Source organism: Limnomicrobium aquaticum (assembly GCF_040545545.1).
GTDB lineage: Bacteria > Pseudomonadota > Alphaproteobacteria > Rhizobiales > Rhizobiaceae > Ensifer_A > Ensifer_A aquaticum.
On the sequence record NZ_JBEPMB010000008.1, the window covers coordinates 61,174 to 75,831 of the forward strand.

A 14,658-nucleotide genomic window follows, 5' to 3' on the forward strand; every position below is an offset into this window, starting at 1 on the left:
TCCGACGGAAGCCGATGCCGATATCATGTCGGTTCGTCAGATCCGCACGTTCGGTATTGAAAGCGTGCTGCAGTGGATTCCTGCGGGCAAAGCTAACGACTTTCCATCGACATCAGGGCGAAGGCGCCTCAAGACGGGTATGCCCTCCCGGATCGCCACATATCCTTATTCGTGCCCCCCGATTTCTTCGTGAATGGCGGCGATGATCTCGGCGCGCTGCTGCGCTGAGCGGCCGGCATGCGCGGCAAAGGTCAGCGCCAGCAATCGCACGGTGCTCAGAACGGTCGTGTGCGACGGGCCGAGCGCGAAGCTCGCCACATGGCAGGGCAGGACCACGCTGGAATAGCGCTGCGCTTCCAGCATGGACGTCCGGTCTGTGATCGTGATGACATTGAGGCGGCTTGTGGCTGCATGACTGAGAATGGGTTTCAGGATCGGCTGTTGCGGCGGCAGTGTGATGAGGATCAGCGCGTCCTTCGGGCCCGTCATCGCAAGGTCTTCCGCCCATGATCCCTGATTGATGCCAAGGATCATCACATCGTGCCGGAGCCGTGAGAAGAGAAGCCGAGCATAACGCGCCACGCCTTCCTCGGTTCCCAGACCCAGCACCCAGACCTTCGGCGCCGCGCCGATCAATTCGGCCGCCTCGCGCACCTTGTCCGAGCGCATTTCCTCGAAGGTCTTGGTGAGGTTTTTCAGTTCCAGCTCCAGGTGCGCGCCGATCGTCCTGCCCAGCGCGACCTGCTCGGACTGTGTCACGGAATAGCCATAGGGCTCCGTTCGGTTGCGCTCCTCGCGCGCCTGCTGTCTCACCTCGTTGAAATCGGCGTAACCGAGATGCTGAAAGAAGCGCGCAGCGGTGGCCTTCGACACGCCGGCCATCTCGGCGATCTCCGTCGCCGAATGGGTGAGGATATCGTCCTGCCGGTCGAGAATGAGTTGCGCAAGCTTCTGCTCGCCGCTGGTGAGCCGCGCGTAGCGTTCCTGAATGCGCAAGACAAGACGAGAAGCCATTTTTCCTCCGGGTTGCCGAACTGCATAAAAAGATTATCACCCCTCTTGCAATAATGAAACTGTTGTTTCACAGTTATGAAACATTGAAACGGAGGTCCGTATGGCGCAACCGCGTGTTTTCCGGCAGAAGGTCTGGGATAGCCTCAAGGCCGTCGCCCGCCCCGATACGCGGTTTCATCTCGGGTTCAGCGAGTTCATTCCCGACTTCGATGGTGTGGAGCAGGCCGTCGATCGTGTGACGGGTCTGGAGGCCTGGAAAGATTGCCGCCTGGCCTTTGTGACGCCTGACAATTCCATGACGGAGGTGCGCCGCCGCCTGATTGTCGAGCGCAAGCCCTTCGTCATGTCGACCTACAACATGCAGCGCGGTTTTCTCTACATGGAGCCGGGCAAGGTGGCGCCGGAGATGGCTCTTTTCGCCGCCTGGCTCGATGGCATGGAGCACTTCGCGCGGCCGATCAATCTGGCCGAACTGACACATATCGGCCGTTTCGATTTTCTGGCGACCGGGGCATCTGCCGTGACGAAGGATGGTATCCGCTTCGGCAAGGGGCACACCTATTTCGATCTCGAATGGGGCATGTTCACCGATCTTGGCCTTGTCGATGAGGCGACGCCGGTTGTCACGGTCGTGCATGACGTCCAGGTCGTCGATGAGCAGATGAATGCCAGCGAAACCGACATTCAGGCCGATTACATCGCTACACCTTCAAGGCTCTCGACCATCGAGCGCGGTGGTCGCAGGCCGCGCGGGATCAAATGGGAGCGGCTGACGCGCGAGGAAATCCTCGTCACACCGCCACTGAAGGAACTCGCGCGCATGCGCGGGATCGTCTGACGCAAATCATAAAAAGCCTCACCAGAGAACAGGAGCCATAGTCCAATGCATCTTACCCTCAACCGCAGACATTTCATGGGTCTCATGGGCGCTGCCGCGGCGACGCCGCTTCTGACGCGCTATGCGGCCGCTGCCTCACCGTTCAATTTTCAGGCGTCGTGGATCAACGATGCGGAATTCACCGGCTATTTCGTTGCCGCCGACAAGGGCTTCTACAAGGAGGCCGGACTTGATCTGAACTACATATCGGGTGGGCCGGATGTCATTCCGGAAAGCACGATCATTGCCGGCAAGGCCGATTTGACCCTGACGACACCCGACACCACGATCAAGGCGATTGTCGAGCAGGGTGCGCCCTTCAAGATCATCGGCGCGCAATATCAGAAGAACCCCATCGGCATCGTGTCGCTCGCAAAGAAGCCGATCAAGGAACCGAAGGACCTGATCGGCAAGACGCTGGCCGTCCCGCCCGTCAATGTCGTCTCTGTCGAGGCCATGCTCAAGATCTCCGGGATCGACCGGTCCAAGGTCAATATCGTGCCCTATGCCTATGATCCGACCCCGCTCATCAAGGGCGAAATCGATGCGTCGCTCGACTTCACCACCAATGTGCCTTTCACCATCAAGCAGGCGGGCGAGGAGGCAGTGTCCTTCCTGCTCTACGATTACGGATTCAAGATATTCAATGACACCGTCGTCGTCACCGAAGAGACGCTCAAGACGAAGCGCAAGGAGATCGTCGCCTTCCTCAAGGCAAGCCGCAAGGGCTGGGAGGAAAACCTGAAGGACCCGGCCGCCTATCCCAAACAGTTGGCTGACACCTGGTACAAGGGGACCGGCCGCTCGATCGAAAACGAGGTCTATTTCAACACCGCGCAGAAGCCGCTGATCGAAAGCCCGAAGGGCATTTTCTCGATGAGCGAGGAAGCGATCGCTGCCAATATCGAGTCTCTTGCTGCGGTCGGCATCAAGGCCAAGCGAGACCATTTCGACACGACAGTTCTCGCAGAAGTCTGATGGCGCAGGACGCAGGCATTACGCTCAAAGACGTCTCGCGCTCCTTTGCCGGGCGCGAGACCGTCGTGCAGGCACTCGACCGCGTTTCGCTGGACTGTCCGGCTGGTTCGTTCACTGCGCTGATCGGGCCATCGGGATGCGGCAAGTCCACCATGCTGCGGCTCGCGCTCGGGCTCGACGCTCCTTCAGGCGGCACGATTTCGGTTTCCGGGCAGTCGCCACAGGCTGCTGCCAAGGCTGGGCTCACCGGCATTGCCTTTCAGGACGCGGCACTCATGCCCTGGCGCAGCGTTGAGGACAATATCGCGCTGCCTCTCGATGTGCTTGGCCGAAACCGTGCCGGCTACCTTGGCAAGATCGCCGGGCTGATCGAGCTTGTCGGCCTAAAGGGATTTGAGAAGGCCCTGCCCGGCGAACTCTCCGGCGGGATGCGCCAGCGGGTGGCGATTGCCCGCGCGCTCGTCACCGAGCCCGAGGTTCTGTTTCTCGATGAGCCTTTCGGCGCACTCGACCAGATCCTGCGCCGGCAGATGAATGTCGAATTGCAGCGTATCTGGATGGAAGGCCGGGCCACGACGCTGCTCGTCACCCACGGGATCGACGAGGCTGTCTTTCTTGCCGACAGGGTTGTCGTCATGCAGAGCCGGCCGGGGCGGATCGGCAAGATCGTGGATATTCCGCTGCCGCGTCCGCGCCTTCCGGATGTGTTCACCACGGAAGCCTTTCACGCGCTCGAAGACGAGATCACGGAGGCGCTGGATGGCCACTGACGTCGCCGCTGAGACGGGAGCCCGTACAGGCAGACGCCTGGCGGCATGGCGTAATGCCGTTATCCTGTTTGCCGTCTGGGAGCTTCTGGGCCGGTTCCAGCTGGTCGCAAGCGGCGCGCTGCCGGCTCCAAGCGCCGTTCTCGCCCGATTCTGGCAGGATAGAAGCGACTATCCGCTGCACATTCTGGCAACGTTCGAAGGTGCGGCAGCTGGCTTTGTCATCGGCAATTTCTTGGCAATTGCCGCAGGCATTCTCTTTGCCGTGTCCCCCGTTGCGGCTCGAATTGGACGTGGCCTGAATGTCGCAATCTTCGCCCTCCCGCCCATCGCCATTTCGCCGATCCTCGTATTGACCTTTTCCGGGATGACGCCGCGCATCGTGCTTGCCGCCCTCGGGTGCTATTTCGTCACAATGAGCGCCACTGTCACCGGTATCAGCCAGACGGACCGGCGCATTTTGGATGTTGTGCGCGCCTATGGCGGCGGACGGGCGTCGCTGCTTCGTCTCGTGGAGTTCCGCTCGGCCCTGCCGGCCATCCTTGCAGGGCTCAGGGTTGCAGCACCGGCGGCGGTCCTCGGTTCGGTTCTGGCCGAATTCGGCGGTGGCGGGCGCTACGGGCTCGGCGTCTATCTCATCGGCTCGCTGGGGCGCGCAGAGCCCGCACGGCTCTGGGGCATTGGCCTGGCCGCCACCGGCATGGCGCTGATCGCCTATGTGCTTTTCGCGCTCATCGAAGCGAAGATCACCCATACCACCCGCGCCGTTACTGTGGCAGCGCCGCCGCCGAGTGCTCTGCTTGCAACCGGCCGGTTCGCCGGTATCGTCCTCACGGTTGCCTCGATCGCGTTGCCTTTCAGCGTCTGGTGGGGGCTCCTGAAAATTCTCGGCACGCCGCTGATGATCGCAAAGACGCCGCTCGGGGTGTTCGACTATCTCTTCATCGCGCCCTCTGCGGAGACCGCACAGCTCCGGCTCGTGTCCGCGCTGATGCAGACGTTGCCGCTGACGCTTTTCGGCATGGCGGCGGGCCTTGCTTTCGCCTTTGCGCTGGCGCTCGCCTCCGTCATGCGGCCGGGCATCGTACGTTCCTTCATGCCGGTTGCTCTGGTCACGCAGACCATGCCGCTTGTCGCTTTGACGCCATTGCTGGTCCTGCTGCTGGGCCGCGGGCCTTCGGTCATTCTGTGGATCACAGTTTCGGTGACGTTCTTTCCAGCTTTCGTGACGCTGGCCCAGGGGCTCGGCATGGTATCGCGTGGCGCGCTCGATGTGGTGCGGGCCTATGGCGCAAGCCCGCTCACGCAACTGCGCCTCGTCTCGATCCCGGCTTCGCTTCCCTATCTCTTTGCAGCCATGCGGCTCGCGGTCCCGCGCGCGTTGCTCGGGGTCATGATCGCCGAATGGCTGGCGACCGGCACCGGGCTCGGCAATCTCCTAAACCAGTCCCGCGGCTATCTCGACTACGGCATGATCTGGACGGTCGCTGTCGTGTCGGTCCTCATCTCCGTCCTGTTCTATCAGATCGTCATCGTCATCGAACGGCGCGTGCTGCGGAAGCGCGGCATGCAGCCGGCGAGCTAATTCCATGAGAGGAGCATTTATGTCTACAGCCGCTGAAATCGCCGACCACAAGTCCTCCGTCCGCGAGCGCGTCTGGACCGAATTGCGTAAGGTCGCAGTCGCCGACAGCCGCTTCCACTTCGACTTCGGCGAATTCATTGCCGATTTTGAAGGCGGGGAGGAGGCTGTTCATCGCCTGATCGATCACAGCTTCTATCGCGATGCGGAGCTCATCTTCATTACCCCCGACAATTGCCTCGACCGTCTGCGACTGCGGGCGTTGCAGGACGGCAAGGTGGTGCTGATGACCACCTATTCGATCAAGCGGGGCTTCTGGCTGCTCGATCCGGCCAAGATCGCGCCGGATCACTATCTCTATGCCTCGACGTTAGATGGCATGGAGCGGGTCGGCCAGCATCTGACGCTTGCGGAAATTCAGGCGACACTTCCGAATGTCGACTACATGGTCACGGGCACGGGTGCGATCAACCATGAAGGCGTCCGTTTCGGCAAGGGTCACGGTTTCTTCGATTCCGAATGGGGCATGCTTTACCAGATCGGTCGTATATCCGTTGCGACCCCCTGCGCCGCCGTCGTCCATGATTGCCAGGTCCTGGTCGAAAAGCTAACGCCGGACGTCTATGATACCGTAGTCGACATCATCTTCACGCCGACCCGCACGATCGAAGTCCACAATCCCCACAAGCCAACCTGCGGGATCATATGGGATCGTCTCGACCAGCACATGTTCGATACGATCCCGCCCTTGCAGGAACTGAAAGCCATGGGCCTTTGAGACCCTGGGCCGAAGGACCTTTCCGCAAGCCTGTCACGGTGTCGATAATCCTGTGCTGCGTGGGCGAAAAGCTGCTCCCAGGCAATATCCGGCTTATGAAGCTTCATTGTCCTGTTTCGACACCTGAGTTGCCTTAGCGCACCCAGCGCGGCGGGGTTTTGGTCAGAAATGCCTCGATGCCATGACGCGCCTCTTCCGATTCCCAAGTGTCAGCGAGGGCTTTGATCGTGGCTTCGATGACCTCTGGCTCGATGCGGGGTCCGAGCGAGCGAGCCAGCCGCTTGGATGCGGCGACGGCACCCGAGGCGACGGTCAGGTAGGGTGCCACTTCCGCCTCGATGGCGGCATCGAGGTCTTCGGTATGGACAGCGCGCGCCAGAAGGTCGAGCGCCACCGCCTCATGGGCCGGAAACAGCCGCGCGGACATGAACACGCGCCGTGCCTTGCCCTCGCCCATGCGTGCCAGAACGTAAGGGCTGATGGTGGCCGGGATGAGCCCGAGCCGCGTTTCGGTGAAGCCGAATTGCGCGGTCGCCGGCGCTATCGCCACATCGCAGACACTGATGAGGCCGAGGCCGCCGCCGAAGGCGCTGCCGTTGATGCGGCCGATCAGTGGCTTCTCCATTGTATTCAGGACGAAGAGCGCATCAGCCAGCCCGCGCGCCTGCTTCATGCGGGTGGCGCGATCCGCCTCGATCTGCTGTTTCATCCAGGAGAGATCGCCGCCGGCACAGAAGAAGTCGCCAGCACCCGTCAGGATGACGGCACGCACGTCGGGATCGGCGGACATGCGGCCGGCCATGTCGATCAGTTCCGCCAGCATCCGGTCGGTCATCGCGTTGCGCTTTTCCGGCCGGTTCAGCGTGCATATGGCAACACCGCGCCCGTCCACTGTGAGCGTCAGGGTTTCATACTCGTGCATCATCTCTCCTTTCAGCCTTCGCTCACGCCGGCTCCGGCAGGCATCTGGCAAGCTCGCGCCGCGCCAGTTCCTTCTTGAGGATCTTGCCCGTCGCCGTCATCGGCAGTTGCGGCATGAATTCCACCTTGCGCGGATACTTCGTCGCTGCCATCCGGTTTTTCGCCCAGGCGATGAAGTCTTCCTCCGTCAGGCTTGCGCCAACCTTCAATACGGCACAAGCCTTGATCTCCTGGCCATATTTCTCGTCCGGCGTGCCGATGACGGCGACGAGCGAGATGGCGGGATGTTCTGCCAGCATCTTCTCGACCTCGGTCGGATAGACATTCTCGCCGCCGCGAATGATCATCTCCTTCAGCCGGTCGACGATATAAAGATAGCCGTCCTCGTCGAAGCGGCCGATATCGCCCGTGTGCAGCCAGCCGCCGCGAAGTGCGGCGGCGGTCTTGTCCGGCGCGTTGAAATAGCCCTTCATGACATTGTGACCGCGGCAGATGATTTCGCCGGTCTCGCCCTGCGCCACGTCGCGGTCATCCGTATCGACAATGCGCACGTTGATACCCCAGAAGGGCGTCCCCACCGATCCGATCTTGCGTGGCATTTCCAGCCGATTGAAGGTGATGCCGGGCGAGGCTTCCGACATGCCGTAGCCTTCGATGATCGTGGTCGAGAACTTCTCCTCGAAGGCCTTCAGGGTCGGCCCCGGCATGGACTGGCCGGAGGAGATGCAGCAGCGCAGATGCCGGCCGATGCTGACAGGGTCCGGTGCCGTCGGACTGTCGTGATGCAGCAGCGCCCAATACATGGTCGGCGTGCCGCAGAAGACACTGACATTCTCCTTAGCCATGGCCTGCAAGACCGTTTCGGGGTCGAAGCGTGGCTGGATGACATGTGTGATGCCGGCCAGAATGCCGGACGACATCTGCACGATCAGGCCGAACACATGGAAGAGCGGCAGGACGAGCAGCGACACGTCGCTCGGCTGGTAGTGCATCAGATCACGCAGCAGGAACGTGTTCATCATCACGTTGGAATGGGTGAGTTCCGCGCCCTTCGGGTCGCCGGTCGTCCCGGATGTGTAGATGATGATGGCGGTGTCGTCAGGATTGGTCGGTGCCGCTTCCTTGGCCGGCGCGGCGGCGGCCATGATCTGGCTAAGTGTCGGGCAACCTTCGAAGGGCGAGGGCGCTGCGGGATCGGCGGTGATGGCAATCAGCATGTCGCAGCCTGGCACCATCTCGAAAGCGGCACGGCCCCAGGTGCCCATCGGCAGCGCCTCCGTTCCCTCGAAGCAGAGAAAGGCCTTCGCCCGGCAGTCGCGCAAATGATAGGCGATCTCCTCCGTCTTCAGGAGGATATTGAGTGGTACATAGATCGCGCCGGCCTTCAGCACGCCGAACATGATCATAGGAATATAGGGCACATTCGGGCAACTGACGGCGACCCGGTCGCCGGGTTCAACGCCGAGCGCCTTCAGCCCGCTCGCTATGCGGGCGGCCGCCTGATCCAGTTCCCGGAAGCTCCAGCGCTTTTCGCCGAAGATGAAAGCGGTCTTGTCGGGCAGCGTGCGCGCTGCGTCCTCCAGAATGACGCTATAGTTGAGCATGTCTCTCCTCCCATGGTGATGTGCTCACATGTCGATGGTGGTCAGGGGTCCACGTAAAGGTCGAGCGCAAGGTCCTCCACTTGCGGGTCGATGCAATATGCAGAAAAGTCGGTGACGCCGCGGGCGCGCAAAACGTCCTCGTCGATCGTCGTCTGGCCGGTGAACGTGTCCGCCGGGGATGTCAGGATGGCATGGGCCGCGTCCGCCATGATCGCGGGATGGCGCGATCGGGCGATGAGGCTCGCATCCACCTCGTGCTCGACGGCGGCTGTGGCAATCGTCGTCTTCGGCCACAGCGTGTTGACGGCGATGCCGTCGGCGCGCAACTCCTCAGCGAGACCGAGCGACAGGATCGTCATGGCGTATTTCGTGACCGTGTAGGGAATGTAGGGCTTCAGCCACGGGGTCCCGAAATTCAACGGCGGGGAGAGACTGAGAATATGCGGGTTAGCCGATTTTCTCAGGTATGGTAGGGCGGCTTTGGCCGTAACGAACACCGCGCGCACGTTGATCTGCATCATCAGGTCGAAGCGCTTGACGCCGGTCTCGGCAAGCGGGGTGAGGCTGATCGCCCCGGCATTGTTGACCACCGCGTCGATGCCGCCGAAATGACCGGCTGCCTGCGCGACCGCCGCCTCCACCGCGTCCGCATCGCGCACATCCAGCATCAGTGCAAGACCCTGCCCACCGGCCGCCTCGATCTCGGCGACGGTGGAATGGATCGTTCCGGGAAGTTTAGGATGCGGCTCTGAGGTCTTGGCGGCAATGACGACATTCGCCCCGTTGGCGGCGGCCCGCAGCGCGATCTCGCGCCCGATGCCCCGGCTGCCGCCGGTGATGAAAAGGGTCTTGCCCTGGAGTGTGTCTGTCATCATCAATGCGCCCGGGTCTTGAGGGACAGTTGCGGCGAGATCAGCGCTGCGAAGCGGCAGACCATGTTTTCCAGATGCGCGGGATCGTCCACGAAGCGGGAATGGATAATCAGGCCGCGCAGGAAAGTGCGGGCGATCGACCAGAGAAGAGCGGCATCTTCCGGATCGTCGGTGAAGGCGGCAAAGCGATGGCGGGCGCTTTCGGCGACCTTCGCATCCCAAGTGGTGAAGAGGTCGGAGAGTGCCGATTCCAGCGCCTCGTCGGTACGGCAGGCGACGAGGATCTCGATAAAGGCCCGGCCTTCCGGCACATTCATGACCTGCCGCCAGTAGAAGAGCAGCAGCTCCTCGAGATTCTTCGCGCCATCGCCACGTCCCGGCCGGCCTTCCTGCGTCGGGCGCAGTGCCGCGTCGAGGAGGCGGGCGGCGGTGGCGGCAATCAGCTCCTGCCGCGAAGGGTAGTGATGCAGGATCGCGCCGCGTGAGACGCCCGCCGCATCCTGGATCGCCGAAATCGAGGTGCCGGAATAGCCATAGCGGTCGAGGCAGACGACGGTGGCGGCAATCAGCCGGTCCTGCATGTCGCGCACCCGGTCCGCCTGCTTGCGGGGTCCCCTTTCCGTCTCTTCGAATGCGGTCATCGGCTCACTCCTCCTGCGCGTCTTTGCAATGGATGACTTGACGTCTTCATCCAGCTTGTGGCAAACATACCGTACGAACGGTTTGTTTTCAAGTGCTCGACAGAGCGGATGAAAAAGAGTTCGCTGAAGGCCGGTTCTGGAGCCAGGCCGGCGAAGCCCGAGGAGCGCTTCGCCAGCAAGCCTGGCGGTTGTGCAGGCCGGACAGGGAGGAAAGACGTGGCATTTCAAACGCAGGTCGATGCCGGGGCGCCGGAATTCATCGCAAACAGGGACGGCATGCTCGAAACCGTGAGGCAGCTTCGCGCGCTGGAGGCGCGGGCCGAAACGGCATCGGAAAAGCGCCGCGCCCGTTTCGAGGAGCGCGGCCAGATCACGCCGCGAGAGCGGCTGGCGCGGCTACTCGATCCCGGCCTGCCGTATCTCAGGCTGCACAGCCTTGCCGGCTACATGGCGGATGCGAAGGATGAGGCGGCCTCGGTTCCCGGCTCCACCTTCATCGGTGGCATCGGGTTCGTGTCCGGCGTGCGGGCCATGATCGTTGTGGACGACAGCGGCATCAATGCCGGCGCGCTCAGTCCCTTTGCGCTACAGGCCATGCTCTCCATGCAGGAGATTGCGCTGCGCCAGAAGCTGCCTTTCATCCATCTGGTCGAAAGTGCCGGCGCGAACCTGATGAACTACGTCGTGGATGACTGGGCCCGCGGCGGTGCGGTGTTTCGCAATCTCGCCCGCCTCTCGGCCGCGGGTCTGCCGACCATTGCCGTCCTGCACGGTCCCTCGACCGCCGGCGGTGCCTATATGCCCGGTATGTCCGACTATGTGATCGGTGTGCGCAAGAACGGCATGGCAGCGCTTGCGGGTGCCGCGCTCGTCTACGCCGCGACCGGCGAGAAGGCGAAGGAGGACGAACTGGGCGGGGCCGAAATGCACGCCACCGTCTCCGGCCTCGTCGAATATCTCGCCGAGGACGATGTCCACGCCATTGCGTTGGCCCGCGACGTCATGGCCCGGCTCGACTGGAACCGCGACATGAGGCCGGTTCCCCGGACGTTTGCCCCGCCGCGTCTCGCCAGCGACGAGATCGCAGGACTGGTGCCGCTCGACATGAAGGTGCCCTATGATGTGCGGGAGCTTGTCGCACGGCTGGTGGACGGCTCTGAATTTACCGAATTCAAGCCCGGCTATGGCCCGCAGACGGTCTGCCTTCAGGCCTCCATCCACGGAGTCGCGGTCGGCATTCTAGGCAATAACGGCCCGATCGATCCTGCGGGTGCCACCAAGGCAACACATTTCATCCAGGCCTGTGAACAGGCCGGGACCGCGCTCGTCTTCCTCAACAACACGACCGGCTACATGGTCGGCACGGCCTATGAACAGGCCGGCATGATCAAGCATGGATCCAAGATGATCCAGGCGGTCGCCAATGCGAAGGTGCCGAAGATTACGCTCTATGTCGGTGCGAGTTTCGGCGCGGGCAATTACGGCATGGCCGGCATCGCCTTCGAGCCGGATTTCCTCTTTGCCTGGCCGAGCAGCCAGAGCGGCGTGATGGGCGGCGAGCAGGCGGCGCGGACCATGTCCGCCGTGGCGCGTGCCGGCGCCGCGCGGCGCGGCGACGCACTGGACGAGGAGAAGCTGGCGGCGCAGGAGGCGGCGATCAAAGCTCTGTTCGATCGGCAGTCCTCGCCCTTCTACACATCCGGCCGGGTGCTCGACCATGGACTGATCGACCCGCGCGACAGCCGCAGCGTCATTGCCTTCTGCCTGCTCACCTGCCTTGAGGCGCGCCAGCGCAGCCCTCGGCCCAACAGCTTCGGGGTCGCACGCCCATGACTATGTCCCGCTTTTCATCAATCCTGATCGCCAATCGCGGAGAAATCGCCTGCCGCGTCATCCGTTCGGCGCGGGCGCTGGGCTTGCGCACCATCGCCGTCTATTCCGAAGCCGATCACGGCGCGCCGCATGTGGCGCTCGCCGACGAGGCCGTGCTGATCGGTGCCGGTCCAGTGGGCGAAAGCTATCTCCGGCCGGAAAAAATCATCGAAGCCGCGCGGGTCAGCGGTGCCGAGTCCATCCATCCAGGCTATGGCTTCCTCTCCGAAAACGCCGGCTTTGCCGAAGCGGTCGCCGCTGCTGGTCTCATCTTCATCGGCCCGCCGGTCGAGGCGATCCGGGTCATGGGCGACAAGGCGGGCGCCAAGCGCGCCATGATCGCCGCGGGCGTGCCCTGCGTTCCGGGCTATGAAGGGCTCGACCAGAAAGACGCGACATTTATCGCCGAGGCGGAGCGCATCGGCTTTCCGGTGATGGTCAAGGCCTCGGCCGGCGGCGGCGGGCGCGGTATGCGGTTGGTCGAAGAGCCCGCCGAGCTGGCGGATGCCCTGACACGGGCGCGGGCGGAAGCGCTGAGCGCCTTCGGCTCCGGCGATCTCATTCTCGAAAAGGCCGTGCGCCGGCCGCGCCACGTCGAAATTCAGGTCTTTGCCGATGCGCATGGCCATGTGATCCATCTCGGCGAACGCGACTGCTCGGTGCAGCGCCGGCATCAGAAGGTGGTCGAGGAGGCCCCGTCACCGGTCGTCTCGCCCGAACTTCGCTCCCGCATGGGGCGGGCAGCCGTGGAGGCAGCACGCGCGGTGGATTATCGCGGTGCGGGGACGGTCGAATTCCTGCTGGATGATCACGGGGAGTTCTATTTCCTCGAAATGAACACGCGGCTTCAGGTCGAGCATCCCGTGACGGAAATGGTGACGGGCCTCGATCTCGTCGCCATGCAGATCGCCGTCGCACAAGGTGAGCCGCTGCCTCTGGACCAGGACGCGCTGAGGCTCGACGGCCACGCCATCGAGGTGCGGCTTTACGCCGAAGACCCGGCTGCCGGCTTCCTGCCCGTGACGGGCGATATCGCGCTCTGGCAGCCCGCGAGCGGGCTCGGCGTGCGGGTCGATGCAGGTATCGTGACCGGCCAGACGGTGTCGCCCTTCTACGATCCCATGCTGGCCAAGGTGATCGCCCATGGTCCGACGCGCGATATTGCGAGGCGGCGGCTCGTTGGAGCGTTGAAAGAAACGGCCGTGCTTGGGCTTTCCACGAATGCCGAGTTCTTGATCGATATTCTGGAGCGCCCCGACTTTGTTGAAGGCCGCGCCACGACCGCCTTTATTGGGGAGAACTACCCCGGCGGTGTGAAGGAAACCGAGATCGACAGTCTCAGCCTCGCCATGGGAGCGGCGCTGAAGCTCACGCTCGAAAGCCGCAAGGCGCTCGCCGCCTCGACCCTGCCGGATGAGTGCCTGATCGGCTTCCAGTCCGCAGCACCTCTCTCATCCCGTCTCGACGTGACGCTTGCCGGCAAGCTCCGCCGCCTCTCCGGCCTCTGCGCCGGCAAGGCCTGGACGATTGCAGAAGGTGGCGATTGGCAGCACAGGATCGAGGTCGTCCGCATCGAGGGACATGAGGCCGTACTGCTGGCCGGTGGCAAGCGCCAGACCATGCACTGGAGCGAGCGCCACGATGGCGAACTGCTGTTGGCCATCGGTCCGCGCCGCTTCACACTCAAGCCGCATCGGCCGTGGGAGGATGCAGCGGCAGCCGCAGGCTCCGGCCGCGTCGTTGCCCCGATGCCGGGTCTTGTCGTTTCTGTTCTGGTCGAGCCGGGCCAGACGGTCGAGGCCGGTGCGCCGCTGGCCGTGCTTGAGGCGATGAAGATGCAACATACGCTGAAGGCCACCGCGCGCGGAACGATCGCCGAAGTCCGCATCGCCAAGGGCCAGCAGCTTGCCGCCGGTGCGCTGATGGTTTCAATCGAGGAGGACGCCGCATGAGTCTGAAAGAAGCCGCAGATTTTCGTGCTGAAAGCCGCACGCTAGCCGCCCTTCTCGAAGGGGAGAGTGAGGCCACCTTCTCGAAGCCCACGCAGTTCAAGGGCTGGACGATCAACGATGTGCTCGTCCACCTGCACTTCTGGAACAAGGCCGTCGATCTCGCCGCCACCGACGAGGCAGCCTTCAAGGCAATGCTGGAGCCGCTGATGGCCGCGCTGAGTAAAGGCGGGCTCCGGGTTTACGAAAACGGGACGATCCCGGAGCGCGGCCGCGCGCTCTTCACGCTCTGGAAGGACACGGCGGAGGATATCGCCACGCGCTTTGCAGACATCGATCCCAAACAGCGCATCCCGTGGGTCGGCCCCAGCATGTCGGCGCGCTCAGCCATCACGGCGCGGCAGATGGAGACCTGGGCGCATGGTTTCGAGGTCTTCGATCTGCTCGGCCGCGTCCGGCCGGAGAGCGACCGCATCCGCAACCTCGTCGTGCTGGGCGTCAACACATTCGGCTGGTCGCATCAGGTCAATCGTCTGTCGGTTCCGGAAACCATGCCGGAACTGCAGCTGATGGCGCCGTCCGGCGAGGTCTGGACCTTCGGCGAGGCGAGCGCGGGCCGCATTTCCGGCCCGGCGGTGGATTTTGCCGCCGTCGTCACGCAGACGCGTGCAGTCGCCGATACCGCCCTCGTCATCGAAGGGGATGTGGCGCGGACATGGATGGACCATGCGCAATGCTTTGCCGGTCCGCCGGAAAAGCCGCCCGTGGCCGGTTCGCGACACCGCACCGCTGTGAACTAAGAT

At 63.1% G+C, this 14,658-nt stretch carries 13 protein-coding genes; 8 read left to right on the forward strand and 5 right to left on the reverse strand.

The window, feature by feature from the left end; genetic code table 11:
* Positions 1-165: 165 nt before the first annotated feature.
* Positions 166-1,014: a MurR/RpiR family transcriptional regulator gene (locus ABID16_RS19445; RefSeq protein ID WP_354558025.1), complete on the reverse strand. Its 849-nt coding sequence runs from the start codon at positions 1,012-1,014 to the stop codon at positions 166-168.
* A gap of 100 nt (positions 1,015-1,114) precedes the next feature.
* Here ABID16_RS19445 and ABID16_RS19450 point away from each other — a divergent pair, with 100 nt between their 5' ends.
* The 5 genes from ABID16_RS19450 to ABID16_RS19470 are packed head-to-tail and all read left to right on the forward strand — an operon-like array spanning position 1,115 to position 5,996.
* Positions 1,115-1,852 carry a 5-formyltetrahydrofolate cyclo-ligase gene (locus ABID16_RS19450; RefSeq protein WP_354558026.1) on the forward strand — a complete coding sequence of 246 codons (738 nt, stop codon included), beginning with the start codon at positions 1,115-1,117 and terminating at the stop codon, positions 1,850-1,852.
* Between the two features lie 45 nt (positions 1,853-1,897).
* Positions 1,898-2,869 (forward strand): ABC transporter substrate-binding protein, encoded by a 972-nt coding sequence (locus ABID16_RS19455; RefSeq protein ID WP_354558027.1) that lies wholly within the window; start codon positions 1,898-1,900, stop codon positions 2,867-2,869.
* Positions 2,869-3,639 (forward strand): ABC transporter ATP-binding protein, encoded by a 771-nt coding sequence (locus ABID16_RS19460; RefSeq protein WP_354558028.1) that lies wholly within the window; start codon positions 2,869-2,871, stop codon positions 3,637-3,639. The genes ABID16_RS19455 and ABID16_RS19460 overlap by 1 nt, the downstream gene beginning before the upstream one ends.
* The gene (locus ABID16_RS19465; protein ID WP_354558029.1) at positions 3,629-5,221 is read left to right on the forward strand and encodes an ABC transporter permease; all 1,593 of its coding nucleotides are present in this window, start codon (positions 3,629-3,631) and stop codon (positions 5,219-5,221) included. The genes ABID16_RS19460 and ABID16_RS19465 overlap by 11 nt, the downstream gene beginning before the upstream one ends.
* A gap of 19 nt (positions 5,222-5,240) precedes the next feature.
* Positions 5,241-5,996, forward strand: coding sequence for a 5-formyltetrahydrofolate cyclo-ligase (locus tag ABID16_RS19470; protein ID WP_354558030.1), 756 nt, complete (start codon positions 5,241-5,243; stop codon positions 5,994-5,996).
* Between the two features lie 133 nt (positions 5,997-6,129).
* On the opposite strand, the gene ABID16_RS19475 is transcribed toward ABID16_RS19470, so the two are convergent.
* Genes ABID16_RS19475 through ABID16_RS19490 form a run of 4 tightly spaced genes read right to left on the reverse strand, consistent with a single transcriptional unit; the run spans position 6,130 to position 10,034 of the window.
* A complete protein-coding gene (locus ABID16_RS19475; protein ID WP_354558031.1) occupies positions 6,130-6,918 on the reverse strand; it encodes a crotonase/enoyl-CoA hydratase family protein in 789 nt (262 codons plus the stop codon).
* A gap of 22 nt (positions 6,919-6,940) precedes the next feature.
* Positions 6,941-8,521, reverse strand: a complete 1,581-nt coding sequence (locus ABID16_RS19480) for a long-chain-fatty-acid--CoA ligase (protein ID WP_354558032.1) — start codon at positions 8,519-8,521, stop codon at positions 6,941-6,943.
* A 41-nt stretch (positions 8,522-8,562) separates the two neighbouring features.
* Positions 8,563-9,396, reverse strand: coding sequence for an SDR family oxidoreductase (locus tag ABID16_RS19485; RefSeq protein WP_354558033.1), 834 nt, complete (start codon positions 9,394-9,396; stop codon positions 8,563-8,565).
* Positions 9,396-10,034 (reverse strand): TetR/AcrR family transcriptional regulator, encoded by a 639-nt coding sequence (locus tag ABID16_RS19490; RefSeq protein WP_354558034.1) that lies wholly within the window; start codon positions 10,032-10,034, stop codon positions 9,396-9,398. The genes ABID16_RS19485 and ABID16_RS19490 overlap by 1 nt, the downstream gene beginning before the upstream one ends.
* A gap of 276 nt (positions 10,035-10,310) precedes the next feature.
* Here ABID16_RS19490 and ABID16_RS19495 point away from each other — a divergent pair, with 276 nt between their 5' ends.
* Genes ABID16_RS19495 through ABID16_RS19505 form a run of 3 tightly spaced genes read left to right on the forward strand, consistent with a single transcriptional unit; the run spans position 10,311 to position 14,655 of the window.
* Positions 10,311-11,867, forward strand: a complete 1,557-nt coding sequence (locus ABID16_RS19495; protein WP_354558157.1) for an acyl-CoA carboxylase subunit beta — start codon at positions 10,311-10,313, stop codon at positions 11,865-11,867.
* Complete coding sequence (locus ABID16_RS19500; protein WP_354558035.1) at positions 11,864-13,858, forward strand: acetyl/propionyl/methylcrotonyl-CoA carboxylase subunit alpha; 1,995 nt, start codon at positions 11,864-11,866, stop codon at positions 13,856-13,858. Before ABID16_RS19495 ends, ABID16_RS19500 begins: the two co-directional genes overlap by 4 nt.
* Complete coding sequence (locus tag ABID16_RS19505; protein WP_354558036.1) at positions 13,855-14,655, forward strand: TIGR03084 family metal-binding protein; 801 nt, start codon at positions 13,855-13,857, stop codon at positions 14,653-14,655. The genes ABID16_RS19500 and ABID16_RS19505 overlap by 4 nt, the downstream gene beginning before the upstream one ends.
* Positions 14,656-14,658 lie beyond the last annotated feature (3 nt).

What these genes read in the sequence shown, in the direction of transcription:
- ABID16_RS19490 (WP_354558034.1), bottom strand. Translation starts at nt 10,034, where the DNA reads ATGACCGCATTCGAAGAGACGGAAAGGGGACCCCGCAAGCAGGCGGAC.
- ABID16_RS19455 (WP_354558027.1), top strand. Translation starts at nt 1,898, where the DNA reads ATGCATCTTACCCTCAACCGCAGACATTTCATGGGTCTCATGGGCGCT.
- ABID16_RS19505 (WP_354558036.1), top strand. Translation starts at nt 13,855, where the DNA reads ATGAGTCTGAAAGAAGCCGCAGATTTTCGTGCTGAAAGCCGCACGCTA.
- ABID16_RS19475 (WP_354558031.1), bottom strand. Translation starts at nt 6,918, where the DNA reads ATGCACGAGTATGAAACCCTGACGCTCACAGTGGACGGGCGCGGTGTT.
- ABID16_RS19470 (WP_354558030.1), top strand. Translation starts at nt 5,241, where the DNA reads ATGTCTACAGCCGCTGAAATCGCCGACCACAAGTCCTCCGTCCGCGAG.
- ABID16_RS19480 (WP_354558032.1), bottom strand. Translation starts at nt 8,521, where the DNA reads ATGCTCAACTATAGCGTCATTCTGGAGGACGCAGCGCGCACGCTGCCC.
- ABID16_RS19450 (WP_354558026.1), top strand. Translation starts at nt 1,115, where the DNA reads ATGGCGCAACCGCGTGTTTTCCGGCAGAAGGTCTGGGATAGCCTCAAG.
- ABID16_RS19465 (WP_354558029.1), top strand. Translation starts at nt 3,629, where the DNA reads ATGGCCACTGACGTCGCCGCTGAGACGGGAGCCCGTACAGGCAGACGC.
- ABID16_RS19460 (WP_354558028.1), top strand. Translation starts at nt 2,869, where the DNA reads ATGGCGCAGGACGCAGGCATTACGCTCAAAGACGTCTCGCGCTCCTTT.
- ABID16_RS19500 (WP_354558035.1), top strand. Translation starts at nt 11,864, where the DNA reads ATGACTATGTCCCGCTTTTCATCAATCCTGATCGCCAATCGCGGAGAA.
- ABID16_RS19485 (WP_354558033.1), bottom strand. Translation starts at nt 9,396, where the DNA reads ATGATGACAGACACACTCCAGGGCAAGACCCTTTTCATCACCGGCGGC.
- ABID16_RS19445 (WP_354558025.1), bottom strand. Translation starts at nt 1,014, where the DNA reads ATGGCTTCTCGTCTTGTCTTGCGCATTCAGGAACGCTACGCGCGGCTC.
- ABID16_RS19495 (WP_354558157.1), top strand. Translation starts at nt 10,311, where the DNA reads ATGCTCGAAACCGTGAGGCAGCTTCGCGCGCTGGAGGCGCGGGCCGAA.